A 26660-nucleotide genomic window follows, 5' to 3' on the forward strand; every position below is an offset into this window, starting at 1 on the left:
GGCCGGTGGGTCGGGTGCCCGGGGTTCGGCTCGCGAGATGCCGGGCTTTTCGGCAGGGCGGCATCGGCTTCGAGAAGACGGTCCGGCCTGCGGGAGCCGCAGGGTTACCCGTCTGCACCTCGGCCCGGCCTGGCGCCCCGGTGTTGCTCAGCGCCCTGGGCCCGGCTCGACATCACGGCCCAGCCCAGCGGTCCAAACCGGCCTGGCGCCCCAAGTCTCGCCCACCGCCCCGGCCCGGCCCAGCGCCCCAAACCAGCCCGACCCCCGGTCCAGCCCGCCCCTTGGCACCCCTCGGCCCGCCGACCGACAGCCGCGGGCCCAGCCGAAATCCCTGCGCAGCAGCCACGCCCCACCCCCGGACAGAGCCCACCCTCCCTGGCAGGGCTCCGGCAAAGTCGGCCGGGGCGATGCTCCGCCCCGGCACCACCGCCTGCGGAACGCCGGGCCGAAGAGGCGCTTCGGCGGGATGCCGAGCGTCGGCGGTCATCAACGACTCGTTCATCGCATCCGGCGAGATGAACGACCCGTTCATGACGTCACCGGCCACCGGCCGGCCGCACCGATCCGACTTCGCCGGGACCCTGACGTCGGACGCGACGAACGACCCGTTCATGCCAACCGCCAACCCCGCCTGAACGACTGCCCACCGCCTCGCCACAAAAGCCGACGCCAAAGGCGAGAGGCCCCCGAGAACGGGCACCGACGAGAACCCAGACTCCCCCGCACCCCGATCCGAAGCCAGAACACAATGACAGCTTCGGGGTGCCGGAAGGGCTTTGGCAGAACAGCTGCCCCCACTCCACCTAGCGCGACCCGAATGCACGTCCCCAAGCCCCGCCCCAAACGCCATGACCCATTCAAGTCACCTGACGCCAGGGCTCCAGCAGCCGGGCGGGGCGGGGCGATGCTCCGCCTGACCCCACCGCCCGCGGAACGCTGGGCCGAAGAGGCGCTTCGATGGTCATCAACGACTCGTTCATCGCATCCGGCGAGGTGAACGACTCGTTCATGACGTCACCGGCCGCCGGCCGGCCGCACCGATCCGACTTCGCCGGAGCCCACCCTCCCTGGGGGCCACCTGTCCCAAGCGTATCGACCCTGACCGACCGAAACCCCCATCGGCCACACCCCACCCCCAAGTTGTCCACAACCCCCGTCACCTGTGGACAACCCGCCCCACCCGCCGACACCCGCCCGCCGTTTCGGGTAAAAATGGACACGTGGACGTGGACCTGGTCGTGCCGATGAAACACCCCCGCGACGGCAAGTCGCGGCTGCGTGGTGCCGTCGAACCCGATCGGCATCCCGCGCTCGTCCTCGCGCTGGCCGCCGACACGCTCGCCGCCGTCACCTCGACCGCGCGGGTCCGGCGGGTGATCCTCGTCGCCGCCGATCCGGCCGCGCTCGCGGAGCTGGCCGAGATGGGCGTCGAGGTCGTCGCCGAACCCGCCGAACAGACCCTCAACGCCGCCTTCCGCCACGGTGCCGACCTGCTCCGTAAGGACGACCCCCACGCCGTCGTCGGCGCTCTCCAGGCCGACCTCCCCGCCCTGCGCGCCATCGACCTGACCGAAGCCATCGCCGAAGCCGGAGGAAAAAGAGCCTTCGTCGCCGACCGCCAAGGCACCGGCACCACCCTCCTGCTGTCCGCGCCCGGCGCCCCCCTCGACCCGCGCTTCGGGCCCGGCTCGGCCCGGCTCCACCAAGCCTCCGGCGCCGTCCCGCTCCGGGGAAGGCTCCCGAGCCTGCGCAGCGACGTCGACACGCCCGAAGACCTCGCCCACGTCAAAACCCTGGGTGTCGGGAAACACACCGCCGAGCTGTTCACCTGACCTTCACCGCGGCCTGCGCAATTCGGCGTGGCGTGGTGAAGAATGGGGTCCGTGAGCACAGACGACGGCGGCACGCCCGCACCGCGGAGGCGACGGAACCCGGCGAGCGGATCTTCGGAGACCGCGAAGAAGTCCACGGCCGCCAAACCCGCCGCGGCGAAGAAGGTCCCGTCGAAGTCCACCGCGCGCGACACCGCGGCTCGTGCCACCGCCGGCAAGGCCAGGACCCGCAAGACCACCACCGCGGCGGCCACCCCGGCCGCGACCCGGCGCCGCAGCTCCGCGCAGGGCAACCCGCGCGGCGCCGAGGAGTTCCGCGCCGTCCCGTCGGCGCCGCCCGCCGTCACCGCCGCGCCGACCGCCGTCGAGACGCTGCCGGACGACCGGTACTTCAACCGCGAGCTGTCGTGGCAGGACTTCAACGCCCGCGTGCTCGCGCTGGCCGAGGACGAGTCGCAGCCGCTGCTCGAACGGACGAAGTTCCTCGCCATCTTCGCGTCCAATCTGGACGAGTTCTACATGGTCCGCGTCGCCGGCCTGAAGCGCCGCGACGAGACCGGCCTGCTGGTGCGCAGCGCCGACGGCCTCACCCCGCGCGAACAGCTGGACTACATCGCCAAGCGCAACCAGGACCTCGTCGAGCAGCAGACCGGCGCGTTCGAGAAGGGCCTGCGCCCGCTGCTGGCCGAGCACGACATCCGGATCGTCGGCTGGACCGACCTCTCCGGCGCCGACCAGCTCCGGCTCTCCAGCTACTTCTCCGAGCAGATCTTCCCGGTGCTGACGCCCCTGGCCGTCGACCCGGCGCACCCGTTCCCCTACATTTCGGGCCTTTCGCTCAACCTCGCGGTCACCGTGCGCGACCCGGAAGGCGGCACCGAGCGCTTCGCCCGTGTGAAGGTGCCGAGCAACGTCGCACGCCTGATGCGCGTCGAGACCGAGCGCACCAGCCGGACGGCCACGTTCCTCCCCCTCGAAGAGCTCATCGCCGCGCACCTCGGCGAGCTGTTCACCGGCATGGACGTCACCGAGCACCACGTCTTCCGCGTCACCCGCAACGCCGACTTCGAGGTCGACGAAGACCGTGACGAAGACCTCCTGCAGGCCCTCGAGCGCGAGCTGGCGCAGCGCCGGTTCGGCCCGCCGGTGCGCCTCGAGGTCGCGCAGGACATGAGCGAGCACATGCTCGAGCTGCTGCTGCGCGAGCTGGACGTCGACCCGGCGGACGTCGTCGAGGTGCCCGGCCTGCTCGACCTGACCTGCCTGCACCAGCTGTCCGGAGTGGACCGCAAGGAGCTGAAGGACCGGCCGTTCGTCCCGGCGACGCACCCGGCGTTCGGCGAGCGCGAGACGCCGAAAAGCGTGTTCGCGACGCTGCGCGAGGGCGACGTGCTGGTGCACCACCCGTACGACTCGTTCTCCACGAGCGTGCAGCGCTTCATCGAGCAGGCCGCGGCCGACTCGAAGGTCCTCGCGATCAAGCAGACGCTGTACCGGACCTCCGGTGATTCCCCGATCGTCGACGCGCTGATCGACGCCGCCGAGGCGGGCAAGCAGGTCGTCGCGCTGGTCGAGATCAAGGCGCGGTTCGACGAGCAGGCCAACATCACCTGGGCGCGGACGCTGGAACGCGCGGGCGTGCACGTCGTGTACGGCCTGGTCGGGCTGAAGACGCACTGCAAGGTGTCGATGATCGTGCGCCAGGAGGGCTCGACCATCCGCCGCTACTGCCACATCGGCACCGGCAACTACAACCCGAAGACCGCGCGGCTCTACGAGGACATCGGCCTGTTCACCGCCGACCCGAGCATCGGCGCGGACGTCACCGACCTGTTCAACGTCCTCACCGGCTACTCCCGCCAGGACACCTACCGGACGATCCTGACCTCGCCGCACGGCATCCGCCGCGGCATCGTGCGCGCGATCGGCGAAGAGATCGAGCTGGCGCGGGCCGGGCAGGACGCCGGGATCCGGATCAAGTGCAACTCGCTGGTCGACGAGCAGGTCATCGACGCGCTCTACCACGCGTCGCAGGCCGGGGTGCCGGTCGAGATCGTGGTGCGCGGGATCTGCACGCTCAAGCCCGGCGTCGAAGGGCTGTCGGAGAACATCCACGTCCGCTCGATCCTCGGCCGGTTCCTGGAGCATTCGCGGATCTTCAACTTCCGCGCCGGCGGCACGCACTGGATCGGCAGCGCGGACATGATGCACCGCAACCTCGACCGGCGGATCGAGGCGCTGGTGCGGGTCAAGGACCCGAAGCTCACCGCGCAGCTCGACAACATCTTCGACTCGGCGCTGGACCCGGCGACGCGCTGCTGGGTGCTGACCGCGAGCGGCGAGTGGTCGCCGTTCCCGGCGGACGGTTCCCGGGTGCGCGACCACCAGCTGGAGCTGGCGAAGCTGCACGGGGCCGCCGGATGACCCACGAGGTACGGGCGGCCGGCGCGGTGCTGTGGCGCGTCGCCGGCGGGACGACGGAAGTCGCCCTGGTCCACCGCCCGCGGTACGACGACTGGTCGCTGCCGAAGGGAAAGCTCGACCCCGGCGAGACGATCGCCGAGGCGGCCGTGCGGGAAGTGCGCGAGGAGACGGGGTTCGAGGCGGTCCTGGGCCGTTACCTGGCCCGGACGGCGTACCCGGTGCCGGCCCGCGGCGGCAACGGCACGGTCCCGAAGACGGTCGACTACTTCAGCGCCAAGGCCGTGTCCGGCGAGTTCGCCGCGAACGACGAGGTCGACGAACTGCGCTGGCTCGTCCCGACGGCGGCGGAAAAACTGCTGACCCGGCCGGAAGACGTGCGGGTGCTGCGCGCTTTCTGCGAGCTCCCGGTGGGCCTGACGACGCTGGTGCTGGTGCGCCACGCGAAGGCGGGCAAGCGTGACGAATGGACCGGCGACGACGACCTGCGCCCGCTGTCGGAGGCGGGGCTGCGGCAGGCTTCGGCGCTGCGGCGGGTGCTGGGGCTGTTCGGCCCGGACCGGGTGCTTTCGGCGCCGCGGCTGCGGTGCGTGCAGACCGTGCACGGGGTCGCCGAGGACCTCGGCGCCGAGGTTCGGCACGAGCCGCTGCTGTCGGAAGAGGGATACTGGCCGGACCCGGTGCTGGGCGTCGCGCGCCTGCTGGCGCTGGCCGGCGACGGCGGGACCCCGGTGGTGTGCAGCCAGGGCGGGGTGATCCCGGACCTGGTAAGCGCGCTGGCCGACCGCGACGGCGTGGAGCTGACCGCGGCGCGCGGTGGCGTGGTGCCGAGCAAGAAGGGCTCGTTCTGGGTCCTGTCGTTCCGTGCGCCGACGGCCGAGGAGGGCCCGGTCCTCCTGGCGGCCGACTACTACCCGAGCGCGCTGCCGACGCCGTCGCCCAGCCACCGCTGAGGCGGCGCTGTCCCGCGACAGCGTCGTGACAGTCGATCTTGGTGTACTGGTACCGGGTCCCGCTGGGCTGCGCCGGGCTAGGGGTACGGCGCATCCCGGGCGGGGGGCCCGGCCGCCGGCACCGTCGCCAGCAGAGCCTGGATCTCCGGGATGCGGGGGTCGCCGAGGCGCTGGCAGACGCTCAGCGCCTCGGCCCAGTGCCGCCGCGCCTCCTCGCCGCGGCCCGTGCGGAGCTTCAGCCGGCCGAGGGTGATCCGGACGTCGATGGTGCCGTATTCGGCGTTCAGCTCCTTCAGCTCGGCGAGCGCTTTCAGGCCCGCCTTCTCCGCTTCGTCGTACCGCCCGGCACCTTCGAGCGCCTCGGCGACGTTGCCCAGCGCCAGCGCCGCGTGGTAACGGTCACCCAGTCCCTCGAAGGCGTCACGGGCCGCCTCGGCCGCGTCGGCGGCGTTGTCGTAGTTGCGCAGGCCGATGCGGCTGGCGCTGACGTTGAGCAGCGCGTGCGGCACGAACGTCCGCTGGCCGTGGTCGCGGGCGAGCCGGACCGCCTGCAGCGCGTGGCGCTCGGCCTCGGCGTACTCGGCCCGGACGTAGTACGCGCCGGCCAGGTTGGACAGGATCGCCACGGCCAGCGCGGTCCCGTCGCCGGTCTCCGACGCCGCGCGCGCCTCCTCCAGGGCTTCGAGTGCCTTGTCGGGCTGCAGGGTGCGCAGGTAGGCCGAGCCGAGGTTGTTGGCGCTGTACTGCAGGCCCGTGTTGTCGCCGGCGACGCGGGTGGCGGTGACGGCCGTGCGAGCCGTCGTGATCCAGTCGTCGCGGTCGTGGCGTTCGGCGAAGAACCCGCGCAGCAGCCAGGCGAGCTTCCACGCGTGGGCGGTGAAGCCGGTTTCGGCCGCGATGCCGACGAGCGCGGTGAGGGCCGCGCGTTCGGTCGTGTACCAGGCGATCGTCTGTTCGTGCTGGGTGAACGGGACGGCGGGCAGCGGCGGGGCGTCGAGCGCGATGTCGTCGGTGAGCAGGTCGGGGCGGACGAGCTTGGTCGCTTCGGCGACGCTCGCGAGGTACCAGTCGAGGAGCCGGCGCAGCGCCGCCGCGCGTTCGGCCGCGCTCGACTCGGTTTCGACGAGCTCGGCGGCGTAGACGCGCAGGAGGTCGTGGAACTGGTAGCGGTCGGTGCCGGGCTGGTTGAGCAGGTGCGCGGCGGCGAGCTGGTCGGCCAGCTCGCGGGCTTCCCGCAGGTCCGCACCGGCGAGCGCGGCGGCCGAGGACAGGCTGAAGCCGTGGCCGGGGTGCAGGCCGAGCAGCCGGAAGAACCGCGCGGCGGCCGGGCGCAACGCCTTGTACGACCACGAGAACGCGGCCCGCAGGTCGGTGCCGGCGTCCTGCGGGTCGCGCAGGGTGTCCAGGCGCAGCCGCTGGTCGCGCAGCTCTTCGACGATCCCCGCGAGCGAGACGCCGGAGAACCGCGACGCGCGTTCCCCGGCCAGCGCGAGCGCCAGCGGGAGCCGGCCGCACAGCTGGACGAGCTCGGCGACGGCGTCCGGTTCGGCGGCGAGGCGTTGCGGCCCGACGCTGCCGGCGAGCAGCGCGGCGGCGTCGACGTCGTCGAAGGAGCGCAAGGCGATCCGGCGGGCGCCGTCGCGGGCGACGAGGCCGCGCAGCTGGTTGCGGCTGGTCACGACGACGAGGTTGTCCGGCCCCGGCAGCAGCGGCCGGACCTGGTCGGCGTCGCGGGCGTTGTCGAGCAGCATGAGCGTGCGGCTGCCGGCGAGGCGGCTGCGCAGGAGCGCGGAACGTTCCTCCACTGTGGAAGGCAGGGTTTCCGCCGGGACGCCGAGGGCGCGCAGGAAGCCGGCCAGCGCGGCGCCGGGCGTGACGGGGGTGCCCGCGGAGTGCCCGCGCAGGTCGAGGAAGAGCTGGCCGCCGGCGAAGCGGTCGCGGACGCGGTGCGACCAGTGCACGGCCAGCGACGTCTTCCCGACCCCGGCGGTCCCTTCGATGACGACGATGCCGGACGCGCCGCCGGGCGGCAGGCGGTCGAGTTCGGCGAGTTCGGGACCGCGCCCGGTGAAGCCGGCGACGTCGAAGGGCAGCTGGCGCGGCACAGTGTGCACAGCCGGCTCGGTGTCGGCGGCCAGTAGTTCGGCGTGGAGGCGGCGCAGGTCCTCACCGGGTTCGACGCCCAGTTCGTCGGCCAGGAGGGCGCGCAGCCCGGCGTAGCGGGACAGCGCTTCGGCGCGGCGGCCGGACCGCGCGAGGACGCGCACCAGCCGTTCCCACAACGATTCCCGCAGCGGGTGCTGGGCGACGAGGTCGGTGAGTTCGGCGATGAGCCGGGCGTCGGGGACGAGCCCGGTGTCGAGGTCGATGCGCTGTTCGACGGCGAAGAGGTACCGCTCGGTCAGCAGCGGCCCCCATTCGGCGGCGAGCACGGGAGAGCCGACGCCTTCGAGCGGAGCACCACCCCAGGCGGCGAGCGCGGCGGTGAGCAGGGCCCGGCGACGGGTGGGTTCGGTGGAGGCGGCGGCCTGGTCGAGGGTGCGCAGGAAGCGCAGCGCGTCCACCCGGGACGGGTCGACGACCAGCCGGTACCCGTCCGGTTCGGTGACGACGGTGTCTTCGCCGCACAGCCGGCGCAGCCGCATGACGTAGGTCTGGAGGCTGCCGCGGATGTGCGCGGGCGGGGCCTCGCCCCACACACCGCGAGCGAGGGCGTCGATCGTCACCAGGCGGCCCGCGGACAGGGCGAGGGTCGCGAGCAGGGCACGCTGCCGGGAGCTGGTCAGCACGACCGGTGAGCCGCCGACGAGCGCCTGGAACGGGCCGAGCAGCCGGATGTCGATGGTGGTCGCCCCCAGGTTCGCCGCGCCGCGGGACACCGCCGGACGCGGACCCCGAGGAAGGCAGCGTGGCATCACTCGGCCGGGCGCTCAAGCAACTTTGCGAAATTGGGCGGAACCGGTTGCGGGGCGGGCGGGTGCTCCGAGCGGGTGGTGCACGGGTCCCGTTCGGACGGCCGATCTTGGCAGCGGGTAACGCGGGTTCCGGTGCGGGGCAAGGTGGGTTGCGGGCGGATCGCTTCTCCACCACCGGCCGACAGCCACCAGAATCGCTTCACCCATCAGGCAGGCCGAAGACCCGAGCCACCCCCGCGCGGCCCTTCGGCCGATCGCTTTTCCCCATCGGGTCCTCGAACACGGCAGGGCCCCGCGCACGAGATGCGCGGGGCCCTGGCCGTGAATGCCCTACGCCCAGCGGGGGTCACCCCCCAGGGGACCCCTGCTTTCACGTTACCGCAGGGGTACGACAGTTTCGGGTGGTCAGCTCTTCTTCGCCGCCGTGGTGCGCCGGGCCGGAGCCTTGGTGGCCGTGGTCTTCCGGGCCGTCGTGGACTTCGCCGCGGTCGTCCTGGCCGCGGTCGTCTTCGCCGCCGCAGGCTTCGCGGCCGTCGTCTTCGCGGCCGTCGTCTTGGCCGTCGTTGTCTTCGCGGCCGTCGTCTTCGCCGCGGCTGCCTTCGGAGCCGCCTTCGCGCGGGACGTGGTCGCCTTCGCCGCCGTCGCCCGCGTTGTCGTCGCCGGCTTGGCCGCCGTCGCCCGCGTGCGCGTCGCCGTCGCCCGCGCCGTGGCCGGCTTGGCCGCGGCCGCGCGGGTGGTCGTCGCGCGGGAAGAGGTGGTGGCGCGGGAAGACGCGGCCGCGCGCTTCACCGGCGTGGCCTTCGGCAGCTTCTTCGCGCCGGAAATGACCTCCTTGAAGGTGGTCCCGGCGCGGAACGCGGGCACGTTGGTCTTCTTGACCTTCACGGCCTCGCCGGTACGCGGGTTGCGCGCGGTACGAGCGGCACGAGCGCGCTTCTCGAACACCCCGAAGCCGGTGATGTTGACCTTTTCGCCCTTGTTGACCGTCCGGATGATGATGTCGACCAGACCGTCGACCGCCTCGGAAGCGGCCTTCTTGTCGCCCAGGCGCTCCGTCAGCGCCTCGATCAGCTGGGCCTTGTTGGCCATTCCAGTCCTCCAAGAAGGAAGTACTCGTCCACGGCCGCGTCGGGCCGACTAGCGACACGGTATTACCAAGGCAGCACAAATTCCAAACGGCACGCGGAATCTTTCCCTTGCCCCGGGGCGGGTTCCGCCTCGCGGGAGATCCCCGCGAGAGCCGTTTGGCGTGGTGTCGCAGCCGACCGCACCGGAGGCGGAATCCCTTGCACCGCAAGAGATTCCGCCTCCGAAAGCGCTACGGAACGGCGATCGGCGTCGTCGTCGGCTTCCAGGACGGGCGGGCCGTCTCGAACGCATCGATCTCACCGGCATGGCGCAACGTGAGAGCGATGTCGTCGAGACCTTCGAGCAGCCGCCAGCGGACGTAGTCGTCGATCTGGAAGGGCGCGGTGAAGTCCTTGGCCCGCACGGTCTTGGTCTCGAGGTCGACCGTGACCTCGGTGCCGGGCTCGTTCTCCAGCAGCTTCCAGAGCAGCTCGACGTCGTGCTGCTCGCACTGCGCGGCCACCAGGCCGCCCTTGCCGGAGTTGCCCCGGAAGATGTCGGCGAACCGGGCGGAGATGACGACCCGGAAGCCGTAGTCCAGCAGCGCCCAGACGGCGTGCTCGCGGGACGATCCGGTGCCGAAGTCCGGCCCCGCGACGAGCACGCTGCCCCGCGAGAACGGCTCGGTGTTGAGGATGAAGTCCTGGTCACCGCGCCAGGCGGCGAACAGCCCGTCCTCGAACCCGGTCCGGGTCACCCGCTTGAGGTAGACCGCCGGGATGATCTGGTCGGTGTCCACGTTGGACCGGCGCAGCGGGACGCCGATGCCGGTGTGCTGGGTGAACGGTTCCATGGTGGGTACTCCTCTCGGGAGGTCAGACGGTGGCGGTGACGAGGTCTTCCGGCGACGACAGCGTGCCCCGCACGGCCGTGGCGGCGGCCACGAGCGGCGAGACCAGGTGCGTCCGGCCGCCCTTGCCCTGCCGGCCCTCGAAGTTGCGGTTCGACGTCGACGCGCTGCGCTCGCCCGGCTTCAGCTGGTCCGGGTTCATGCCGAGGCACATCGAGCAGCCCGCCTGCCGCCATTCGGCGCCGGCCGCGGTGAAGACCTCGTCGAGGCCCTCCTCCTCGGCCGCCTTGCGGACCCGCATGGAGCCGGGAACCACCAGCATCCGGACCGAGTCCGCCACTTTCCGACCGCGCAGCACCTCGGCCGCCGCCCGCAGGTCCTCGATCCGGCCGTTCGTGCAGGAGCCGAGGAAGACGGTGTCCACGGCGATCTCGCGCAGCGGCGTCCCGGGCGTCAAGTCCATGTAGGACAGGGCTTTTTCAGCGGCGATGCGGTCGTTCTCGTCCGGGATCTGCTCCGGGTCGGGCACGTCGGCGCCCAGCGGGAGACCCTGGCCGGGGTTGGTGCCCCAGGTCACGAACGGCGTGAGCTCGTTCGCGTCGAGGTGCACTTCGGCGTCGAACTCGGCACCGTCGTCGGTGCGCAGCTGCCGCCAGTTCTCCACCGCCGCGTCCCAGTCGGCGCCCCGCGGCGCGTGCGGACGGCCCTTCAGGTAGGCGAACGTCGTCTCGTCCGGCGCGATCATCCCGGCGCGGGCGCCGGCCTCGATCGACATGTTGCAGACGGTCATCCGGGCTTCCATCGACAGCGCTTCGATGGCCTTGCCGCGGTACTCCAGGATGTAGCCCTGCCCGCCGCCGGTGCCGATCTTCGCGATCACCGCGAGGATGACGTCCTTCGCCGTGACGCCGGGCCGCAGCTCGCCGTCGACCGTGATCGCCATCGTCTTGAACGGCCGCAGCGGCAGCGTCTGCGTGGCGAGCACGTGCTCGACCTCGGACGTCCCGATGCCGAAGGCGATGCCGCCGAACGCGCCGTGCGTGGAGGTGTGGCTGTCGCCGCAGACCACGGTCATGCCGGGCTGCGTCAGGCCGAGCTGCGGGCCGATGACGTGCACGATGCCCTGCTCGGCGTCACCCATCGGGTGCAGCCGGACGCCGAACTCCTTGCAGTTGCGGCGAAGGGTGTCGACCTGGGTGCGCGAGACCGGGTCGGCGATGGGGAGCTCGATGTCGACGGTCGGGACGTTGTGGTCCTCGGTCGCGATGGTCAGGTCGGGGCGGCGCACCGGCCGCCCGGCCAGGCGGAGGCCGTCGAAGGCCTGCGGGCTGGTCACTTCGTGCAGCAGGTGGAGGTCGATGTAGAGGAGGTCCGGCTCGGCGCCTTCGCCTCGGCGCACGAGGTGGCTTTCCCACACCTTCTCCGCGAGCGTGCGGGCCTTGCCGGTCGGGCTGGTCATCTCCGGCTCCTTCCACGGTTCGACGTCGGAACTCGGGCGCGCACCTGCGGAACGGATGCGAGCCGCGAAGGAAGGGCGCAGCTCGAGTTCAGGGTTTTCCCAGATGCTGGACTTCCCAAAGTGCGGGACGCTAGTATCGGGTCGTGGGACAGCATAGCGGTATCGGAGTACTGGACAAAGCAGTGGCCGTCCTGCAGGCGGTCGCGGACGACCCCTGCGGCCTCGCGGAACTGTGCACGCGGACGGGCCTGCCCCGGGCCACCGCGCACCGGCTCGCGGTCGGGCTCGAGGTGCACCGGCTGCTGCGCCGCGGTCCGGACGGCCGCTGGCGTCCCGGTACCGCACTGGCCGAATTGGCGGGCGGTTCGACGGACCCGCTGCTCGACGCGGCCGGTGTGGTGCTGCCGAAGCTGCGGGACGTCACGGGCGAAAGCGTTCAGCTCTACCGCCGCGACGGCGTCCAGCGCGTGTGCGTCGCGACCGCGGAACCCCCGTCCGGCCTGCGCGACACCGTCCCGGTCGGATCCCGGCTGCCGATGACGGCCGGCTCGGGCGCGAAGGTCCTCGCCGCGTGGGCGGATCCGCACACGCAGCGCACGATCCTGGCCGACGCGGTTTTCGGCGAGCGGACTCTCCTGGAAGTGCGGCGCCGCGGGTGGGCGCAGTCCGTCGCCGAGCGCGAGCCCGGTGTGGCGAGCATCTCGGCGCCGGTCCGCGACTCCGCGGGCACGGTCGTGGCCGCGGTGTCGGTGTCCGGCCCGATCGAGCGCATCGGCCGCAAGCCGGGCGCGCGCTGGGCCGCGGACCTGCTCGCCGCCGCGGACGCGTTGCAGGAACGGCTCTGAATTCCGGTCAGGAGTCAGGCTTGGCCGGTTTCGAAGCGCGCCACCTTGCCGTCGCGAACGGTGAACGCCCACCGCGTCCGCATGGCGCCCCACGTCGAGTTCGAGTAGTTCGCGACGAACCGCCTCCCTTCGTCCTGGGCGGTTTCGACCTCCAGGTGGCCCTGGCTGGAGAAGATCTCCTTTTCGGTCCACTCCGCGAGGTCCCGGTCGGTGCCGTCGTCGGACATCGTCGCGTCGGGCGTCAGCGCGGCCCGGAACGCTGTGCGGTCGCCCGCGTTCAGCGCGTCTACGAACGCGCGCACGGCCGGGTCTTCGATCTGGTTCGTCATGGCGTCATCGTGCACCGTTCGGGGGAACCTCGCGAAAACCGCGTATTCGGTGACGGCGCTCACGTCTCCTCCAGGACAGCACCACGGAGGGGGAACGACCATGTTGAACAGAAGGGCACTGGCGATGCTGCGGGCGGTCGGCGCCGGGCGGGCCGAGCTGACCTGCAGCTGCGAACCGGACCTGCGGGTCGACGGGCTGCCGTGCTGCGACCAGGCGACGGCCCACGAGCTGGCGCGGGCGGGGCTGATCCGGCCGGCCCGCGCGGCGGCGCTCGGGCAGTGGACGCGCGCGGAGCTGACCGACGACGGCCGGCTCGCGCTGGGCGGAACGCTCGCCGCGGCGTGACGCAACCGGCGGAGCCCCTCGCGCGTGTAGTCGCAAACGGTGAGGGGACGCCATGAGGATCGTGCCGGGTTTGCTGGGGGCCTGCCTGCTGCTGACCGCGTGTTCGGAGCCCGGTCCATCGGCACCACCGCCGACGGTGACGGTGACCGCGCCGGTGTCGCCGCCGTCGGTGGAACCGGCGACGCTCGCGTGGCTGGACGGTTTCTGCTCGGTGATCCACGACTACCGGAAGCGCAACAACGCGGAGGTGGCCCCGGGAACGGCGGAGCCGGGCTCGGTCGAGGAGGTGCAGAAGACGCTGAGCCAGGAGCTGGGCGGCATCGCGGACCGGACGGGCGAGGTGGTCGACCGCCTGAAGGCGCTCCCGCCGGCGCCGGAACCCCTGGCGGAGACGGTCCGGCAGGCGTTCGTGAAGAAGTACACGACATCCCACAACCGCGCGCGCGACGCGAAGACGGCTTTGGACGGCGCGAAGCCGGGCGACGTGGCTTCGCAGGACCCGGCGATGAAGGCGCTGGAGCAGGCGCAGCTGGACTTGGACGGCACGTACGACCCGGTGGCCCCGCTGGCCGAGTCCCAGGAGCTGCTGACCGCCGCGGCCAGCGCACCGGGCTGCAAGGCCTGAAGCGGACGCCCCGCCGTCACCAGACCCCGCCCGTCTGGGGCAGGGTCCGGGCGGAGACGCGGGCAGGCCGCCGTTGACCGGCTCGCCGGAATCCTGAATGACTCATTCGGGACTTGGGAGTTCGGGGCTCCGGCAAAGTCGTAATGGCCTCGGCAACGGGCCCCGCGAAAGTCTTGAATGAGTCATTCAGGACCTCTGAAGACCTGAATGACTCATTCAAGACACCGCCGGAGCCGCTGCGAAACGGGCCGGCGCGACTTTGCCGGACCCCGCCCTCCCTGGGGGGCTGCCCCGCTTCCAGCGTATCGGGCCCCTCCGACGAAAAGCCGTGTGAAGCCACCGCCCGGGCGTACTGATCCACATCACGCCCGGGCTGTGGACAACTCCTCCCGACGTCAGCGGCGCACGAGCGGCGCCCGCAGCGGCAACGACCGCGACGAGTCGCCCACCTGGACCGTGAACCCGCCCTTCACCGGCGCCCACGCGTGGCTGCTCGCGTCCCACGCCGAAAAGTCGCGCTCGTCCAGGTGGATCGTCACCCTGCGGGACTGCCCCGGGGCCAGCTCCACCCGCGAAAACCCCTTCAGCTGCCGCGGCGGTTCGCCCGCGGCCGCCGGGAACCCGAGGTACAGCTGGGCCACCTCCGCACCCGCGCGGTGGCCCGTGTTCCGGACCGTGAACGTCGCCGTCGCGCCGTCGCCCGTCGAGCGCACCGACAAGCCCGAGAACGCGAACGTCGTGTACGACAAGCCGTACCCGAACGGGAACAGCGGCGCGCGGCCCTGCGCGTCGAACCAGCGGTAGCCGACCTGCAGCCCCTCCGAGTACTCCGCGACCCCGTTCACGCCCGGGAACTGCGCCGCCGTGTTGGCCGGGGTGTCCGCGTCCGCCGCGGGGAACGTGATCGGCAGCTTCGCCGACGGGTTGACGTCGCCGAACAGCACGCTCGCCACCGCGGCGCCGTCCTGCTGACCGGGGTACCACGCCTGCAGGATCGCCGGCACCGACGACGCCCACGGCATCAGCACCGGGCCGCCGCTCTTCACCACGACGACCGTGCGCGGGTTCGCCGCCGCGACCGCCGCCACCAGGGCGTCCTGCGTGCCGTCCAAGGCCAGGCTCGGCCGGTCCTTGCCCTCGGTTTCGTTGTCGCCGACCATCACGACGGCGACGTCGGAAGTCCCCGCCAGCGAAGCCGCGCGGGCCGGGTCGCTGCCGTCGTCCAGCGTCACCGCGGCTCCCGGGACCCGGGCCCGCAGCCCGGGCAACGGGTCCACTGTGGACGTCGGGATGACGGCGGAGCTGCCGCCCCCGCCGGTCTTGGCCTTGGTGGCGAACGGGCCGATCAGCGCGATCGACTTCACCGCGCGGTCGTCGAGCGGGAGCTGGGCGTGCTCGTTGCGCAGCAGCACCATGCCGCGTTCGGCGAACTGCTTCGCGGCGGCGTCGTGCTCCGCGACCGGCAACGGCGTGAGCACCGGCGGGCGGTCGAACTGCCCGAACGCGAACATCGTCCGGAACCGCGGCAGGAGCAGCTGGTCGACGCGCTGTTCGCTGACCTGCCCGGCGAGCACGGCCTGCTTCATCTTCTCGCCGTACCACGTGCCGTCGATCATCTCGAGGTTCATGCCCGCGTTCGCCGAGCCGACGGTGCTGTGCGCGGCACCCCAGTCCGACTGGACGAACCCCTTGAAGCCCCAGTCGTCGCGCAGCTTGTCCTGCAGCAGCGCCGGGTTCTCGCACGTGAAGACGCCGTTGATCTTGGGGTAGGCGCACATCACCGAGCCCGCGTGGCCTTCGGTGACGGCCTGCTCGAAGTGGGGCAGGTACAGCTCGTTGAGGGTGCGCTCGTCGATGTGCTCGTCGATGCTCTGGCGCTGGGTCTCCTGGTTGTTCGCCGCGTAGTGCTTGACCTCGGCGATGGTGCCGTTCTCCTGGATGCCGCGGATGTCGGCGGCGCCCATGGCCCCGACGAGGACCGGGTCTTCGCCCATGCCTTCGAAGGTCCGGCCGTTGCGCGGGACGCGGGCGATGTTGATGTCCGGTCCTTCGGACACGTTGTGCGCGAGCGCGCGGGTTTCGTCGCCGACCAGGCGGCCGTATCGGCGCGCGAGGCCGGTGTCGAACGTCGACGCGAGCGCCATCGTGGCCGGCAGCGCGGTGGCCGGTTTCTGCGGCTTGTCGTCGGCCGGCCCCATGCCGGCGGGGCCGTTGGCGATCCGGAAGCCGGGCACGCCGAGGCGCGGGATCGGCGGGACGAACCGCTGGTGCTGCGCGTCGGGCTGCAGGTGCAGCTGGGAGATCTTCTCGTCGAGGGTCATCGCGGCGACGAGCTCCGCGGCGCGCCGATCGGGCGGCTGGCGGGCATCGCGCCAGGGTTGCGCGTCCGCGAGCGCCGTGGCCGGCGCCGCGAGCGACAACCCCAGTACCGCGGCAAGAACAAGCCGGCCGGTGCGCATCGCGGTCTCCCTCGCGGTCGAACGGGATCAACGGCGGACAAGTTAACGCATACGTGACCAGGAAACATAGACTCGATAGTCGTTCACGTACTTGAACATCGGTGCGGCTCAACCGTTTCCCCGGCTCAAGCGTGGAGTGGCCATGCGAAAGAGGGGATCGAGCATGGTGAAGAAAGCACTGATCGGCCTAATGACGGCGGGGGCGCTCCTTTCGGCGGCACCGGCGCACGCGGACCAGGCGGTGGTGTGGTCGCTGACCCAGTTCACCGAGCCGGCCGGGCAGGTCCAGGCGGTCGTGTTCTCGGAGTGGGAAGTGGGCTGCACGCCGAGCGGACCGGTGACGTCGAGGGGCTTCACGGCGCCGCTGCAGTGGACGAAGGACGGCGAGTGGGGCCGGTTCGCCGGTTACGCGACGGCGGTCGAGCGGCCTGGGAAGTACTTGGCGGTGTTCCCGTGCGCGGACGGGCGGACGGCCACGGGTTCTTTCACGGTGACGCAGCCGACGGGCTGACCGTCCACACAGGACTCCCCGGAGCGGGTGCTCCCCAGGCAGCGGCTCCGGGGGCCCGCCCACCCCAGAGGGCGGGTCCGGCCCGGCGGGATCGCTCCCGCCGGGCCGGTCTCACCGGGTCGCGGCCCGCCGCAACGCCCGGTAGACGAACTGCTGGTCCCCCAGCCGATGCCGCAGATCCCGCTCCAGCCCGGCGATCGGATACAGGTTCTGCGGCGCCCGGGAGTCCTTGTACTCCACCGACGCGAACCGCCCCAGCACCGACTGCGTCAGGTTCGCCAGCTCCGCCACCTCGGCACGCCCCAGATGCGGCGCCGCCTCGACCCGGACCACTCCCGACCACGGGGGCCCACCCACCGACGGCAGCCGCAGGTACCACGAGTGCCGGACCCACGTCGTGCCCATCAGGAACACCGGGGTCCGCTGGTGCGGCGCCAGCCCGCCGACCATCGCGTTCAGCTCACCCGGCAGGTACGTCGTCTGGTGGCTCTTGATGAACCCGACCGCCCGCGGCAGGTGCGTGCGGCCGCTCAACGGCCCGTCCACCACCAGCAGGTCGGTGCCCACGTGGTCCGCGATCGCCGTCCGGGCCGCGACCGCCGTGTCCAGCTCCGCCTCCGCCAGCTGCTCCTGCAACGCCGACGACAGCACCACCGCCAGTGGCTTGTCCTCCTTGGCCGTGGCGCGGAACGCGCGGTAGACCCCCGCCGTCGTCGCGATGTCGGCCGCCTCCGGGGCCACCGTGAACACCCCGCGCCGGACGTCCGTGCCGATCACGTGCGCCCGCCCGTCGCAGCAGCACACCACGCCCGCCGCGTAGGACGCGCACAGCCCGATCGACGCCGAGTTCGTCCCCTCCGGGTCGTCGATCCAGACGCGGGCGTCGATGCGGCGGACGCCGTCGACGAACAACACCGCGTCGGGCGGCGAAACCGGCGACGGGTCGATTGGGGCCCACTCCGCCATCGGCACCTCGACCTCGAGCTCGACCTCGGCACCCGAGCGCGCCAGCTCCTCGGCCTCCATCGAGCTGCCGTAGCCCGGGTCCCACGAGTCGACGCTGAAGTGCGTCCCGGCCACCGCCGTCATGCACCCTCCCTGCTGATGTGCGAGCCGGAGCCGTCGCGGGTGACCAGGAACCGCACCGGCACGCGCTCGGCGAGCGCCGGCACGTGCGTGATCACCCCGACCATCCGCGAGCCGGACGCGGACAGGTTCTCCAATGTGGACGCCACGACGTCGAGGGTGGCCTCGTCCAGGGTGCCGAAGCCCTCGTCGAGGAAGATCGACTCGAGCTTGGTCGCCCCCTCGGCGGCCATCGCGCCCAGCTGCGAAGACAACGCCAGGGCCAGCGAGAGCGACGCCTGGAACGTCTCGCCGCCCGACAGCGTCTTCACCGGCCGGCGGGCGTCGGCCTCGTTGTGGTCCACCACCAGGAAGTCGCCCTTGTCGTGGGTCAGCTCGAACTGCCCGCCGGACAGCTCCAGCAGCGACGCCGACGCCTCGGCGACGAGCGTGTCCAGCGCCCCGGCGATCAGCCAGCGCGGGAACTTGTCCGAGCGCAGCAGATCCGCGAGCAGCCGCGCGACCTGCGCCTCGGACTCCGCGGCCGCGATGTCGCCGTGCAGGCCCGCCACGTGCGCGACGCGCCGCTTCAGCTCCGTGTGGTCGGCTTCGGCACGCGTCCGTGCGGTGGCCAGCGCGACCGGCACGCGGTCGCGCACCGGCCCCTCCGGCAGGGCGACGCCGAGCGCGGTGACGTCGTCGGCGACAGCGCGTTCGGCCGCGCGCAACGCTTCGGCCGCTTCGCCCTCGGCCGTCGTCGCGACGGCCAGGCGCTCGCGGTGCTGGTTCGCCTGCCCGGCCGCCCAATCCGTGAGCGCGGTCCAGGCGCCGAGGAGACTCTCGCCGTCGATCGGCGGGGCACCCAAGCTCACCAGCGGATCGCGCGCCCGGGACAGCCGCTGCCGTTCGGCGTCGACCCGCTCGGCGATGCGCGCCTGGGCCTCGGTGGCTTGTTTCGCGACACCGCGGGCCGCGCGCAGGTCGGTGTCCGCCTTCTTCGCGGCCTGTTCGAGTTCGGCGACCTTCGCGAGCTGTTCGGTGACGACCTCGGCGGCGGGCGCGTCCGCCAGGGTCTCGCTCAGTTCGCCGTGCCGGCGCCGGGTGGTCGTGAGCACGGTGCTCGCCGACTGCTCGGCCAGCGCCGCCTCTTCCGCCCGCTTCCGCCGTTGCTCGGCGGTCCGCTCGGCCGAAGCGAGGTCGTCCGCCGCGACGACGGCTTCCTTGCCCGCGGCTTCGGCGGCCGCTTCCCGCGCGGCCAGCGCCGTCCGCCGGTCGTCCAGGGTGGCCGCCGCCCACGCGGTCAGCCGCTGCCAGCCCGCCGGGACGTCACCGTCGTCGACCGCGGGCGCACCCAGCTCCACCAGGGGATCGCGCGCCACCCGCAGCGCTTCCCGGGCCGCCGCGAACGACTTCTCGACGCCGTCGGCTTCTTCCTTCGCCGCCGCGCGGTCGGCGCGCGCCGCCGCCAGTTCCTTGTCCGCAGCGTGCGCGGCCTCGGCGACCCGGGTGCGGCCGTCGATCGTCGCCGACAGCCACTCGCCCCGCTCACGTACAGCCGTAACGAGGTCGGCGTAGTCCTGCTCGGAAAAATCCGCCTCGACCGGCCTACGCAGCACTGGCGATTCGGGCGGCCCGTCGACCTCCGCGAGCACCGCACGCAGTTCTTCGGCCTGCGCGGCCGCCGACGCGGCCGAGTCGGCGTCGCGGTCCACGGCCCGCTCCAGCTTGCGCAGCGCGGACTCGGCGGCGGCGCGGTCACGTTCGGCGCGCTCGAGGCGTTCCCCCGCTTCGGCCAGGTGGGCGTGGCCGCCGGCGTCGGGCAGCGTCGCGACTTCCTGCTCGCAGACCGGGCACGGGTGCCCGACGGCGAGCCCGGCCCGCAGCGTCAGCGCCTGCCCGGCGCGTTCGGCTTCGGTCACGGCCGTCTTCGCCGCGGCGACTTCGGCGTCGGCGCGGGCGAAGGTGGCTCGCGCCGCTTCGAGTTCCGTGCGGCGCGCGGCCTGCTCGGGCGCGGCTTTCCGTTGCGCGTCGCACACCGTGTAGAGCGTCCGGGCGTCGGAGCGGGCCGCCGCGAGCGGAGCGACGTCCGGCTGCGCGGCCAGCGCAGCGCGCGCTTCGGCGTCGGCGGTCTCGGCGGTACGCAGGCGCGCGTCGGCGTCCGACGTGCGCTTCGCCACCCGCGCCGCTTCCTTCGCCAGGTCACCGAGGTCCGCCGGCGGCCGCAACCCGGCCAGCCGGTCGCGGTCCTGACGGGCGCGTGCCGCTTCGCCGGCCGCGTCCTCGGCCGCCCGCGCGGTCGTGTCCCGGGTCTTGCGGGCCGTCTCGACCGCGGCCACGGCTTCGGTCACCGCCGCCGCGGCGGCCGTCTTCGCCTCCGACGCCGCCTTCGCGGCCTCTTCCAGGCCCGGGAGCGCCTTCTCGGCCTCTGCGAGTTCCGTGCGGGCCGCGCGGATCCGTTCCAGCTCGCCGCGAGCGGGAGCGGCCGCGAGCGCGGCACGGGCCGCCTCGTCCGCCGTTTCGGCCGTCTCCAGCCCGGTCCGTGCCGTCGTCACCGCGTCCGCCGCGGCGCGGCGCCGGGCTTCCAGGTCTTCGACGCCGTCGGGACGTTCGACCGCGTCGAGGACGCTCAGTTCCTTCGTCAGCGTCACGACGCTTTGCCGGGCTTCGTCGTGCGCGCGGGTCGTGTCGCCGAGCCCAGGCAGGGCCGCGGTCACGCGCGCGTCCAGGTCCGCGAGGGCCGTCATCCGCGCGGCCAGCTCTTCGACGGCTTCTTCCGTCGCGTCGGCGTAGCTGCCGAGCTGGCGGGTGAGGACCTCGGCGCTCAGCTTCTGCTCTTTCGCGGTCGTGTCGGCGCGGCGGCCGATCCGCTCGTAGACCTCCAGGCCCAGCAGCTTGATGAGGATCTTCTGCCGGTCGGCGGCCTTGGCGTGCAGGAACTCGGCGAAATCGCCCTGGGGCAGCGCGACGCAGGTGCAGAAGTGCTTGAACGTCAACCCGAGCAGCCGCTCGACGGCCGGGGTGACCTCGGAGTCCGCGGCGACCGGGTCGGCGTCGTCCTCCGGACCGCCGAGCGCCGTCGGGTCGATGAGCCGTTCCAGGCGCACGTTCTTGACGCTGACCGTGGGTTTCTTCCCGCCGCTGCGCCGGACTTCGCGCACGACGTGGTAGCGCGCGCCGCCGGCGTCGAACACCAGCCGCACGGTCGCGCGGTTCGCCGTCGGAGCGAGCGCGGGCGCGACGAGCCCTTCGTGGTCCCAGCGCGCGACAGAGCCGTACAGGGCGAAGGTGAGCGCGTCGATCACCGTGCTCTTGCCGGCGCCGGTCGGCCCGACGAGCGCGAAGTAGTCCGTGTCCGCGAAGCTGACTTCGGTCTTGTCGCGGAACGACGCGAAGCCGGTCATCTCCAGCAGCACAGGCCGCATGTCACACCCCGCTCGTCTCTTCGTCGTGCAGCCGCGCGAAGAGCGACTGGACGCGCTTGTCCTCGACTGTCCGCTCTTCGCAGTAGTTCGCGAACAGCTCCCCCGGCGAACGGTCCGCGATCGCGCGGTCGCCGTTCGCCGTCGTCACCGCGGCGGCGAACTCCGGGTCGATGCGGATTTCCAGGGCCTGGGGCAGGGCTTCCTGGATCTCCTCGCGCAACCCGGCCCGGGTCGCCTCGCGGACGTAGACGCGCAGGTAGTCCTCGCCGAACTCCTCCTTGCGGCCGACGAGCTCCGCCACCGTGCCGTGGACGGTCCGCAGCCGGCGCCCCTGGGTCATCGGGATTTCGGTGATCTTCGCTGGTGTCGTCGGCGTGACCTCGACGGCCAGGACGACGCTCTTGTTGTCCTGCTCGCCGAAGTCGACGGCGAACGGCGAACCGCTGTAGTGCACCGGGCACGCGGCGGGCAGCGACTGGCGCCGGTGCAGGTGGCCCAGCGCCACGTAGTGCGGATCGGCGCCGAACGCCGTGGCCGGCACGTGGTACTCGAAGATGGACTGCGCCGCGCGCTCGCCGCCGCCCATCGTCCCGCCGGTCACCGTCAGGTGCGCCATGACGAGGTTCACCGCGCCGGGCGTGAACCCGGTCTTGAGGTGCTCCAGGATGTCGCGCACGCGCTGGTCGTACTCGCCGACGTTGTCCGCCGGGGTCCCGGTGAGCAGCTCGGCGGCGCGGACCGCGTAGCGCTGGGACAGGAAGGGCAGCACGGCGATGTTGACGCGTTCGCCCGTCGACCGCGCGTCGAACGAGTGGACGCCGCCGTCGTGGACCGGACGCGGGTCGCCGGTGAGCTGGATGCCCGCCGCCTTCAGCAGCGGGCGGTACGCCTCGAACGTCGCGGCGTGGTCGTGGTTCCCGGCGATGGCGACGACCTCGGCACCGGTTTCGCGCAGCGCCATCAGGGCCCGCACCACGAGCTCCTGCGCGGCCGCCGACGGCGCCGACGTCTCGTAGAGGTCGCCCGCGACGAGGATGGCGTCGAACTGCTCGTCCCGCGCGATCCGGACGATTTCGCCGAGCACCGCACGCTGCTCGTCCAGGCGGTTGCGGCCCTTGAGCGTCTTGCCGACGTGCCAGTCGGAGGTGTGCAGGAACTTCACGCTTCGTCCTTCCGTTCTTCCGTGCGGGCCGGCGGGCTCAGAACGGCGGCGGGTCGTCGCCGAAGGGGTCGCTGCCGCGCGTCGGCAGGCCGGCGAAGGGATCGGACTTCTTCGACGCCGCTGTCGTCGCGGGGATCCGCCCGGCCTCGGAAAGCCGCGTGGCCCAGGCCGGGAACGGGAAGCCGACGGCGATCGGCACCGGGATCTCCGGCTGGCTCACGAACATCGTGCCGGGCGTGGCGAGCGTCGCGCGGACCCGCTGGCTGGCCGGGAGAAAGCCGTATTCCGGACGCGAAGCCTCCGCGGCGTCGAGGCGGCCGACGATGCGCACCGAGCTGTTGCTGACGATCCGGCGTTCGACCTCGGAGGCGGTCTGCTGCGCGCCGATCAGGATGACGCCGAGGGACCGGCCGCGCTCGGCGATGTCCAGCAGCACCTCCTTGATGGGGCTGCTGCCTTCACGCGGGGCGTACTTGTTGAGCTCGTCCAGCATGGTGAACAGCAGCCCGCCCGGACCGGCGGCTTCCTTGCGCGCGGTCTCCGCGGCGAGCGTGACACCGACGACGAACCGCTGCGCGCGCTCGACGAGGTTGTGGATGTCCACGACCGTCACCTGCTGGTTTTCCGTGGACAGCTTGCGCGCGGCGTGGTCGGTGAGGTCGCCCCGGATGAGGCCGTTGAGCGCGCGCTGGCTGGAGCGCAGGCGGCGGATGAAGGCGTTGACCGTGCCGGCGCCGGTGACGGCACCCGCCCAGCTCGCGCGGGTTTCCTCGTCGGTGACGCGCTCGCAGATGACGTCGATGAGCTCGGCATAGGTGCGGCACAGGACGCCGTCGACGTTCGCGGCGCCGTCCTTGCCCGCGGGCGTGCTGTCGAGCCGCAAGCGGTTCGCGACCTGGTGGATGACCATCGTGTACTGGTTGCGCTCGTCTTCGGCGTCGGCGAAGACGTAGGGCAGCAGGTCGCCGGCGCAGAACTCCGCGATGGTCCACCAGAAGGCGCCGACCCCGGAGGTCCGCCCGGTGACGTAAGGCTTCCCGGTGGTGTCCGACGGCGTGGGCGGCGCGTAGAAGCCGACGGAGGCGAAGGGCTCCGCGGGCAGGCCGAGCTTGGCGTACTCGGCCTTGAGCTTCTCGTCGAGCGCGCGGTTCGGGGTGTCGAGGAACAGCAGGTCCTCGCCCTTGACGGAGAAGACGAGGGCCTTGGCGTTGTGGGCGTTCGGCAGGGCGCCGCCGCGGAAGATCGAGTGCAGCAGGAACAACGCGAACGACGTCTTGGTGGCGACGCCGGAGACCCCGGAGATGCTGACGTGCGCCCCGCGGGTGCCGTCGAGGAAGTCCATGTTGAGGTAGACGGGTTCGCCGTCCCGCCCCAGGCCGACGGCCACCTGGCGGGTCATGTTGTCGAAGTACAGCGCCTGCGCGCGATCCTCCCCCACCGCCCTGGACACTTGGCTGCCCGGCTTCGGCGGCACGTAGCACTCGGGCTCGACGCGGGTGGTCGCGATCTCGGCGATCTCCTGCACCTGCGCGGGCAGGACACCGTCGGAGATCAGGAAGACATCGCTGCCGAAGCTGGCACCTTCGTGCCGCGCGCTCACCTGCGTGACGACGCCGTAGGAGGTGACTTCGCCGAGGCCGGGCAGTTGCCTGCGGGTGACGACGACGTCGTCGAGCTGCAGATAGGCATCCGGATCGATGGCCACGTGGAACTGCAGCGGCGTCGAGTCCTCGGTCCCGGCCACCCGGCCGACCACGGTGGTGAGCGTCTCCTGGTCCACGGTTCTCCCTGTCGCACCCGGGTCTTCCTCCCGCGGCAGACTAGCCCGCCGGACCGACAGTCCCGCGCCCAACACGGCGTAGCGCCTGCTGCGTACCGGAGCGGTCACACTGGGCCGAACGAGTGAGTTCACCCTACGGGGAAGATCTTCAGTCACCGCACGGCTTTTTCCGTCACTTACCGACTCGATGGCGGTACCGGTCCCGAACCGCACGAACCGCAGCGGGAGATCGCGGTGCTGCCTGCCGTGGAAGGACTGTTCGCCCGTCGACCGCGGATGGCCCCGCACGCCGGAGAGGTCGTCCACGACGAGTTCGGCGTTACGGCCGTCGATCGACGCGGCCGCCCCACGCGATCGGTCTCCCGGGCTCCGCAGCGAGATCCCCGGCGGCGCCAGGGCAAGCCTGATCCGGCGCCCGGGAACCCCCGCCGCTACGCGGGATCGGGCTCCGCGTGGCCCCGGACACACGCTCGGAGGCCTCGCACCGGCGTGTCGCGCAAAAATCCGCGCGGAACCCCCTGGGTCCTATATGGACGACCACAGTGGACGGCCCCCGTACCATGTTTTGCCTGCTCAGAGCCATGGTCGACGTCCGCTTTCCATTCCGGGTGCCGTCTCACGAACCTCCCTCGGGAGGCGGAACCAGCGCCCTCGCAAGGAAATATTTCGACCTCCGGTTGGATTTTGTGCGGTATTGGTAATACCGTGTGCAGTGTCGGCCGAGATGGGCCGTGACTAGTAGTTCCACTATGGAGGACTGGAATGACGAACAAGGCCCAGCTGATCGAGGCGCTGTCGGAGCGTCTGGGCGACAAGAAGGTGGCTTCGCAGGCCGTTGACGGTCTGGTGGACATCATCATCCGGACGGTCAACAAGGGCGAAAAGGTCAACATCACCGGCTTCGGGGTGTTCGAGAAGCGCGCCCGCGCGGCCCGCACCGCCCGGAACCCGCGTACCGGTGAGGCCGTGCGCGTCAAGAAGACCAACGTGCCCGCCTTCCGCGCCGGCACCACCTTCAAGGACGTCATCTCCGGCAGCAAGAAGCTGCCCAAGGCGACCCCGGTCAAGCGCGCCACCGCGGCGGCGACGACGACCCGGGCGACCGCCACCAAGGCCGCCGCCGCTCCGGCGAAGGCCACCACGACCCGCACCACGCGCGCCGCTGCCGCCAAGCCGGCCACCACGCGCTCGACGACCACGCGGGCCCGCGCCACCGCGGCGAAGCCGGCCGCCAAGGCCACCGCCACCAAGGCGGCCCCGAAGACCGCGGCGAAGACCACCGCGGCCAAGGCCACCACGGCGAAGGCGACCACCACGCGGGCGAAGGCCGCCGCCAAGCCGGCCGCGACCAAGACCGCCGCCGCGAAGAAGACCACGGCTGCCAAGGCCCCGGCCAAGCGCACGTCGGCCGCCAAGAAGAAGTAACACCGTCTTCACCCGGAAGGGCCCCGCACCGGCTGGTGCGGGGCCCTTCGGCGTTTCGGGGGAACGGCGTTCCCCGGACCCGGCCACGCGCAGCACAAGCGAACCGAACTCCCGCGACAGGCGGCCGTAACGACCCCCCACGCGCTTCCACCCCACAGGCGGACCACAGCGCCGGCTGGGCTGCACCAAGCACCACAACGCCGCCACAGCGCTCGAGACCCGCCCCGCGATTCCCCGTCCCGGATTCCGCAATGCCCCCGAAAGAATCGATCTCCACCCCCCGCGGTTGCCGTCCCGCCAAGCGGGTAACCACCCACCACGGAATTGCCCCCGGCAAGGAGTTGTGATGGCGGCGAACGAGAACCACGAAGAGCCCGAAGCGGACCTCGCCCGCTCGCGGCGGCACATCGAAGAGGCCAAAGAGGCCGCCGAGAAAGCCGACCTCTCGGATCCCGTCGAGGAGGAGGCCGACGAGGCGCTCGAGACGGATCCGCCCTACCACCACGGCGAGCAGGGCTCGACGCCGTCCGGAACCTGACGGCCGGGCGCCGCGCCGGGTTTCCACTGTGGAACCGGCGCCGTGCGTCCACTCAGGACCGCCGAATCACGGGAAGCACGGGGAAATTGCCGTACCGATCCCCGGGTGGATACACTCCACCTGAGAACGTCGATCATTGTGCAACTTGTCACACGTCACGTTCCCCGGACGCACATCCAGCTTGAGGAGCATTCCCGTGGCCCAGAAAGTCCTCGTCGAGATCCTGGACGACATCGATGGCAGCGCCGCTGCCCAGACCGTTCAGTTCGGCCTCGACGGCGTCACCTACGAAATCGACCTTTCGGACGACAACGCCGCCGCCCTGCGCGACGAGCTCGCCCGCTACATCGGGGCCGGCCGGCGCATCGGCGGCCGCAAGGTGCGCGTCGCCACCGGGCAGTCGACCACGACCAGCACGACCGACCGCGAGCGCAACCAGCAGATCCGCGCCTGGGCGAACGCGAACGGCTACGAGGTCTCCGAGCGCGGCCGCCTGTCCTCCGAGGTGATCTCGGCCTACGAGCAGGCCCAGGTCGCCGAGACCGAGGCCCCGGCCGCGCCGCGCAAGCGCGCCCCGCGCAAGAAGGTCGCCGCCGCCAAGAAGTGACGGCGGTGGCGGGCAGATCACTGGGGAGAGATCGAGGCCGCGGCCCGT

20 protein-coding genes are annotated in these 26660 nt (G+C 72.0%); 10 read left to right on the top strand and 10 right to left on the bottom strand.

What is annotated here, in order from left to right:
• Nucleotides 1-1220: 1220 nt before the first annotated feature.
• The 3 genes from cofC to BLV96_RS35450 are packed head-to-tail and all read left to right on the top strand — an operon-like array spanning nt 1221 to nt 5206.
• A complete protein-coding gene (gene cofC / locus BLV96_RS35440) occupies nt 1221-1832 on the top strand; it encodes a 2-phospho-L-lactate guanylyltransferase (RefSeq protein WP_086673265.1) in 612 nt (203 codons plus the stop codon).
• Nucleotides 1833-1883: 51 nt separating this feature from the next.
• The gene (locus tag BLV96_RS35445; protein ID WP_086673271.1) at nt 1884-4256 is read left to right on the top strand and encodes an RNA degradosome polyphosphate kinase; all 2373 of its coding nucleotides are present in this window, start codon (nt 1884-1886) and stop codon (nt 4254-4256) included.
• Nucleotides 4253-5206 (top strand): NUDIX hydrolase, encoded by a 954-nt coding sequence (locus tag BLV96_RS35450; RefSeq protein WP_086673264.1) that lies wholly within the window; start codon nt 4253-4255, stop codon nt 5204-5206. Before BLV96_RS35445 ends, BLV96_RS35450 begins: the two co-directional genes overlap by 4 nt.
• A 77-nt stretch (nt 5207-5283) precedes the next feature.
• On the opposite strand, the gene BLV96_RS35455 is transcribed toward BLV96_RS35450, so the two are convergent.
• The 4 genes from BLV96_RS35455 to leuC all read right to left on the bottom strand — a co-directional run bounded on the left by BLV96_RS35455 (nt 5284) and on the right by leuC (nt 11498).
• Complete coding sequence (locus tag BLV96_RS35455; RefSeq protein WP_244180709.1) at nt 5284-8085, bottom strand: AfsR/SARP family transcriptional regulator; 2802 nt, start codon at nt 8083-8085, stop codon at nt 5284-5286.
• A gap of 441 nt (nt 8086-8526) precedes the next feature.
• On the bottom strand, nt 8527-9210 hold the full coding sequence (locus BLV96_RS35460) for an HU family DNA-binding protein (RefSeq protein WP_086673259.1): 684 nt from the start codon (nt 9208-9210) through the stop codon (nt 8527-8529).
• Between the two features lie 229 nt (nt 9211-9439).
• Complete coding sequence (leuD, locus tag BLV96_RS35465) at nt 9440-10042, bottom strand: 3-isopropylmalate dehydratase small subunit (RefSeq protein WP_086673257.1); 603 nt, start codon at nt 10040-10042, stop codon at nt 9440-9442.
• A 22-nt stretch (nt 10043-10064) separates the two neighbouring features.
• On the bottom strand, nt 10065-11498 hold the full coding sequence (gene leuC, locus BLV96_RS35470) for a 3-isopropylmalate dehydratase large subunit (RefSeq protein WP_086673255.1): 1434 nt from the start codon (nt 11496-11498) through the stop codon (nt 10065-10067).
• Nucleotides 11499-11641: 143 nt separating this feature from the next.
• Here leuC and BLV96_RS35475 point away from each other — a divergent pair, with 143 nt between their 5' ends.
• A complete protein-coding gene (locus BLV96_RS35475) occupies nt 11642-12343 on the top strand; it encodes an IclR family transcriptional regulator (RefSeq protein ID WP_051183801.1) in 702 nt (233 codons plus the stop codon).
• Nucleotides 12344-12357: 14 nt separating this feature from the next.
• On the opposite strand, the gene BLV96_RS35480 is transcribed toward BLV96_RS35475, so the two are convergent.
• Nucleotides 12358-12672, bottom strand: a complete 315-nt coding sequence (locus tag BLV96_RS35480) for a nuclear transport factor 2 family protein (protein WP_086673269.1) — start codon at nt 12670-12672, stop codon at nt 12358-12360.
• Between the two features lie 100 nt (nt 12673-12772).
• On the opposite strand from BLV96_RS35480, the gene BLV96_RS35485 reads away from it, so the two are divergent.
• Both BLV96_RS35485 and BLV96_RS35490 read left to right on the top strand, forming a co-directional pair.
• Nucleotides 12773-13018: a hypothetical protein gene (locus tag BLV96_RS35485; RefSeq protein ID WP_086673253.1), complete on the top strand. Its 246-nt coding sequence runs from the start codon at nt 12773-12775 to the stop codon at nt 13016-13018.
• 52 nt (nt 13019-13070) lie between these two features.
• Nucleotides 13071-13643, top strand: coding sequence for a hypothetical protein (locus BLV96_RS35490; RefSeq protein WP_086673251.1), 573 nt, complete (start codon nt 13071-13073; stop codon nt 13641-13643).
• A gap of 395 nt (nt 13644-14038) precedes the next feature.
• Here the strand turns inward: BLV96_RS35490 and BLV96_RS35495 are convergent, their stop codons facing one another.
• Entirely contained in the window at nt 14039-16102 is a 2064-nt protein-coding gene (locus BLV96_RS35495; protein ID WP_086673249.1) for a glycoside hydrolase family 3 C-terminal domain-containing protein, read from the bottom strand.
• Between the two features lie 163 nt (nt 16103-16265).
• Here BLV96_RS35495 and BLV96_RS35500 point away from each other — a divergent pair, with 163 nt between their 5' ends.
• Nucleotides 16266-16613: a hypothetical protein gene (locus tag BLV96_RS35500; RefSeq protein WP_086673248.1), complete on the top strand. Its 348-nt coding sequence runs from the start codon at nt 16266-16268 to the stop codon at nt 16611-16613.
• A gap of 111 nt (nt 16614-16724) precedes the next feature.
• Here BLV96_RS35500 and BLV96_RS51325 read toward each other — a convergent pair whose 3' ends face one another.
• From BLV96_RS51325 to BLV96_RS35520, 4 genes are read right to left on the bottom strand one after another with little or no spacing between them, the layout of a single operon-like run.
• Entirely contained in the window at nt 16725-17702 is a 978-nt protein-coding gene (locus tag BLV96_RS51325; RefSeq protein ID WP_086673246.1) for a hypothetical protein, read from the bottom strand.
• Nucleotides 17699-21100: an AAA family ATPase gene (locus BLV96_RS35510; RefSeq protein ID WP_167379837.1), complete on the bottom strand. Its 3402-nt coding sequence runs from the start codon at nt 21098-21100 to the stop codon at nt 17699-17701. The genes BLV96_RS51325 and BLV96_RS35510 overlap by 4 nt, the downstream gene beginning before the upstream one ends.
• Before the next feature lies 1 nt (nt 21101).
• A complete protein-coding gene (locus BLV96_RS35515; protein ID WP_086673244.1) occupies nt 21102-22262 on the bottom strand; it encodes an exonuclease SbcCD subunit D in 1161 nt (386 codons plus the stop codon).
• 37 nt (nt 22263-22299) lie between these two features.
• Complete coding sequence (locus BLV96_RS35520) at nt 22300-24042, bottom strand: ATP-binding protein (RefSeq protein ID WP_086673242.1); 1743 nt, start codon at nt 24040-24042, stop codon at nt 22300-22302.
• Between the two features lie 762 nt (nt 24043-24804).
• Between BLV96_RS35520 and BLV96_RS35525 the strand changes: the two genes are divergently transcribed.
• The 3 genes from BLV96_RS35525 to BLV96_RS35535 all read left to right on the top strand — a co-directional run bounded on the left by BLV96_RS35525 (nt 24805) and on the right by BLV96_RS35535 (nt 26612).
• A complete protein-coding gene (locus BLV96_RS35525; protein WP_086673240.1) occupies nt 24805-25467 on the top strand; it encodes an HU family DNA-binding protein in 663 nt (220 codons plus the stop codon).
• Nucleotides 25468-25813: 346 nt separating this feature from the next.
• On the top strand, nt 25814-26005 hold the full coding sequence (locus BLV96_RS35530; protein WP_086673238.1) for a hypothetical protein: 192 nt from the start codon (nt 25814-25816) through the stop codon (nt 26003-26005).
• Nucleotides 26006-26201: 196 nt separating this feature from the next.
• Complete coding sequence (locus BLV96_RS35535; RefSeq protein WP_086677956.1) at nt 26202-26612, top strand: histone-like nucleoid-structuring protein Lsr2; 411 nt, start codon at nt 26202-26204, stop codon at nt 26610-26612.
• The last annotated feature ends 48 nt before the right edge of the window (nt 26613-26660 follow it).

Source organism: Amycolatopsis pretoriensis (genome assembly GCF_900107925.1).
Lineage (GTDB): Bacteria > Actinomycetota > Actinomycetes > Mycobacteriales > Pseudonocardiaceae > Amycolatopsis > Amycolatopsis pretoriensis.

What these genes read in the sequence shown, in the direction of transcription:
- BLV96_RS35450 (WP_086673264.1), top strand. Translation starts at nt 4,253, where the DNA reads ATGACCCACGAGGTACGGGCGGCCGGCGCGGTGCTGTGGCGCGTCGCC.
- BLV96_RS35460 (WP_086673259.1), bottom strand. Translation starts at nt 9,210, where the DNA reads ATGGCCAACAAGGCCCAGCTGATCGAGGCGCTGACGGAGCGCCTGGGC.
- leuD (WP_086673257.1), bottom strand. Translation starts at nt 10,042, where the DNA reads ATGGAACCGTTCACCCAGCACACCGGCATCGGCGTCCCGCTGCGCCGG.
- leuC (WP_086673255.1), bottom strand. Translation starts at nt 11,498, where the DNA reads ATGACCAGCCCGACCGGCAAGGCCCGCACGCTCGCGGAGAAGGTGTGG.
- BLV96_RS35480 (WP_086673269.1), bottom strand. Translation starts at nt 12,672, where the DNA reads ATGACGAACCAGATCGAAGACCCGGCCGTGCGCGCGTTCGTAGACGCG.
- BLV96_RS35485 (WP_086673253.1), top strand. Translation starts at nt 12,773, where the DNA reads ATGTTGAACAGAAGGGCACTGGCGATGCTGCGGGCGGTCGGCGCCGGG.
- BLV96_RS35490 (WP_086673251.1), top strand. Translation starts at nt 13,071, where the DNA reads ATGAGGATCGTGCCGGGTTTGCTGGGGGCCTGCCTGCTGCTGACCGCG.
- BLV96_RS35495 (WP_086673249.1), bottom strand. Translation starts at nt 16,102, where the DNA reads ATGCGCACCGGCCGGCTTGTTCTTGCCGCGGTACTGGGGTTGTCGCTC.
- BLV96_RS35500 (WP_086673248.1), top strand. Translation starts at nt 16,266, where the DNA reads ATGGTGAAGAAAGCACTGATCGGCCTAATGACGGCGGGGGCGCTCCTT.
- BLV96_RS51325 (WP_086673246.1), bottom strand. Translation starts at nt 17,702, where the DNA reads ATGACGGCGGTGGCCGGGACGCACTTCAGCGTCGACTCGTGGGACCCG.
- BLV96_RS35510 (WP_167379837.1), bottom strand. Translation starts at nt 21,100, where the DNA reads ATGCGGCCTGTGCTGCTGGAGATGACCGGCTTCGCGTCGTTCCGCGAC.
- BLV96_RS35525 (WP_086673240.1), top strand. Translation starts at nt 24,805, where the DNA reads ATGACGAACAAGGCCCAGCTGATCGAGGCGCTGTCGGAGCGTCTGGGC.
- BLV96_RS35530 (WP_086673238.1), top strand. Translation starts at nt 25,814, where the DNA reads ATGGCGGCGAACGAGAACCACGAAGAGCCCGAAGCGGACCTCGCCCGC.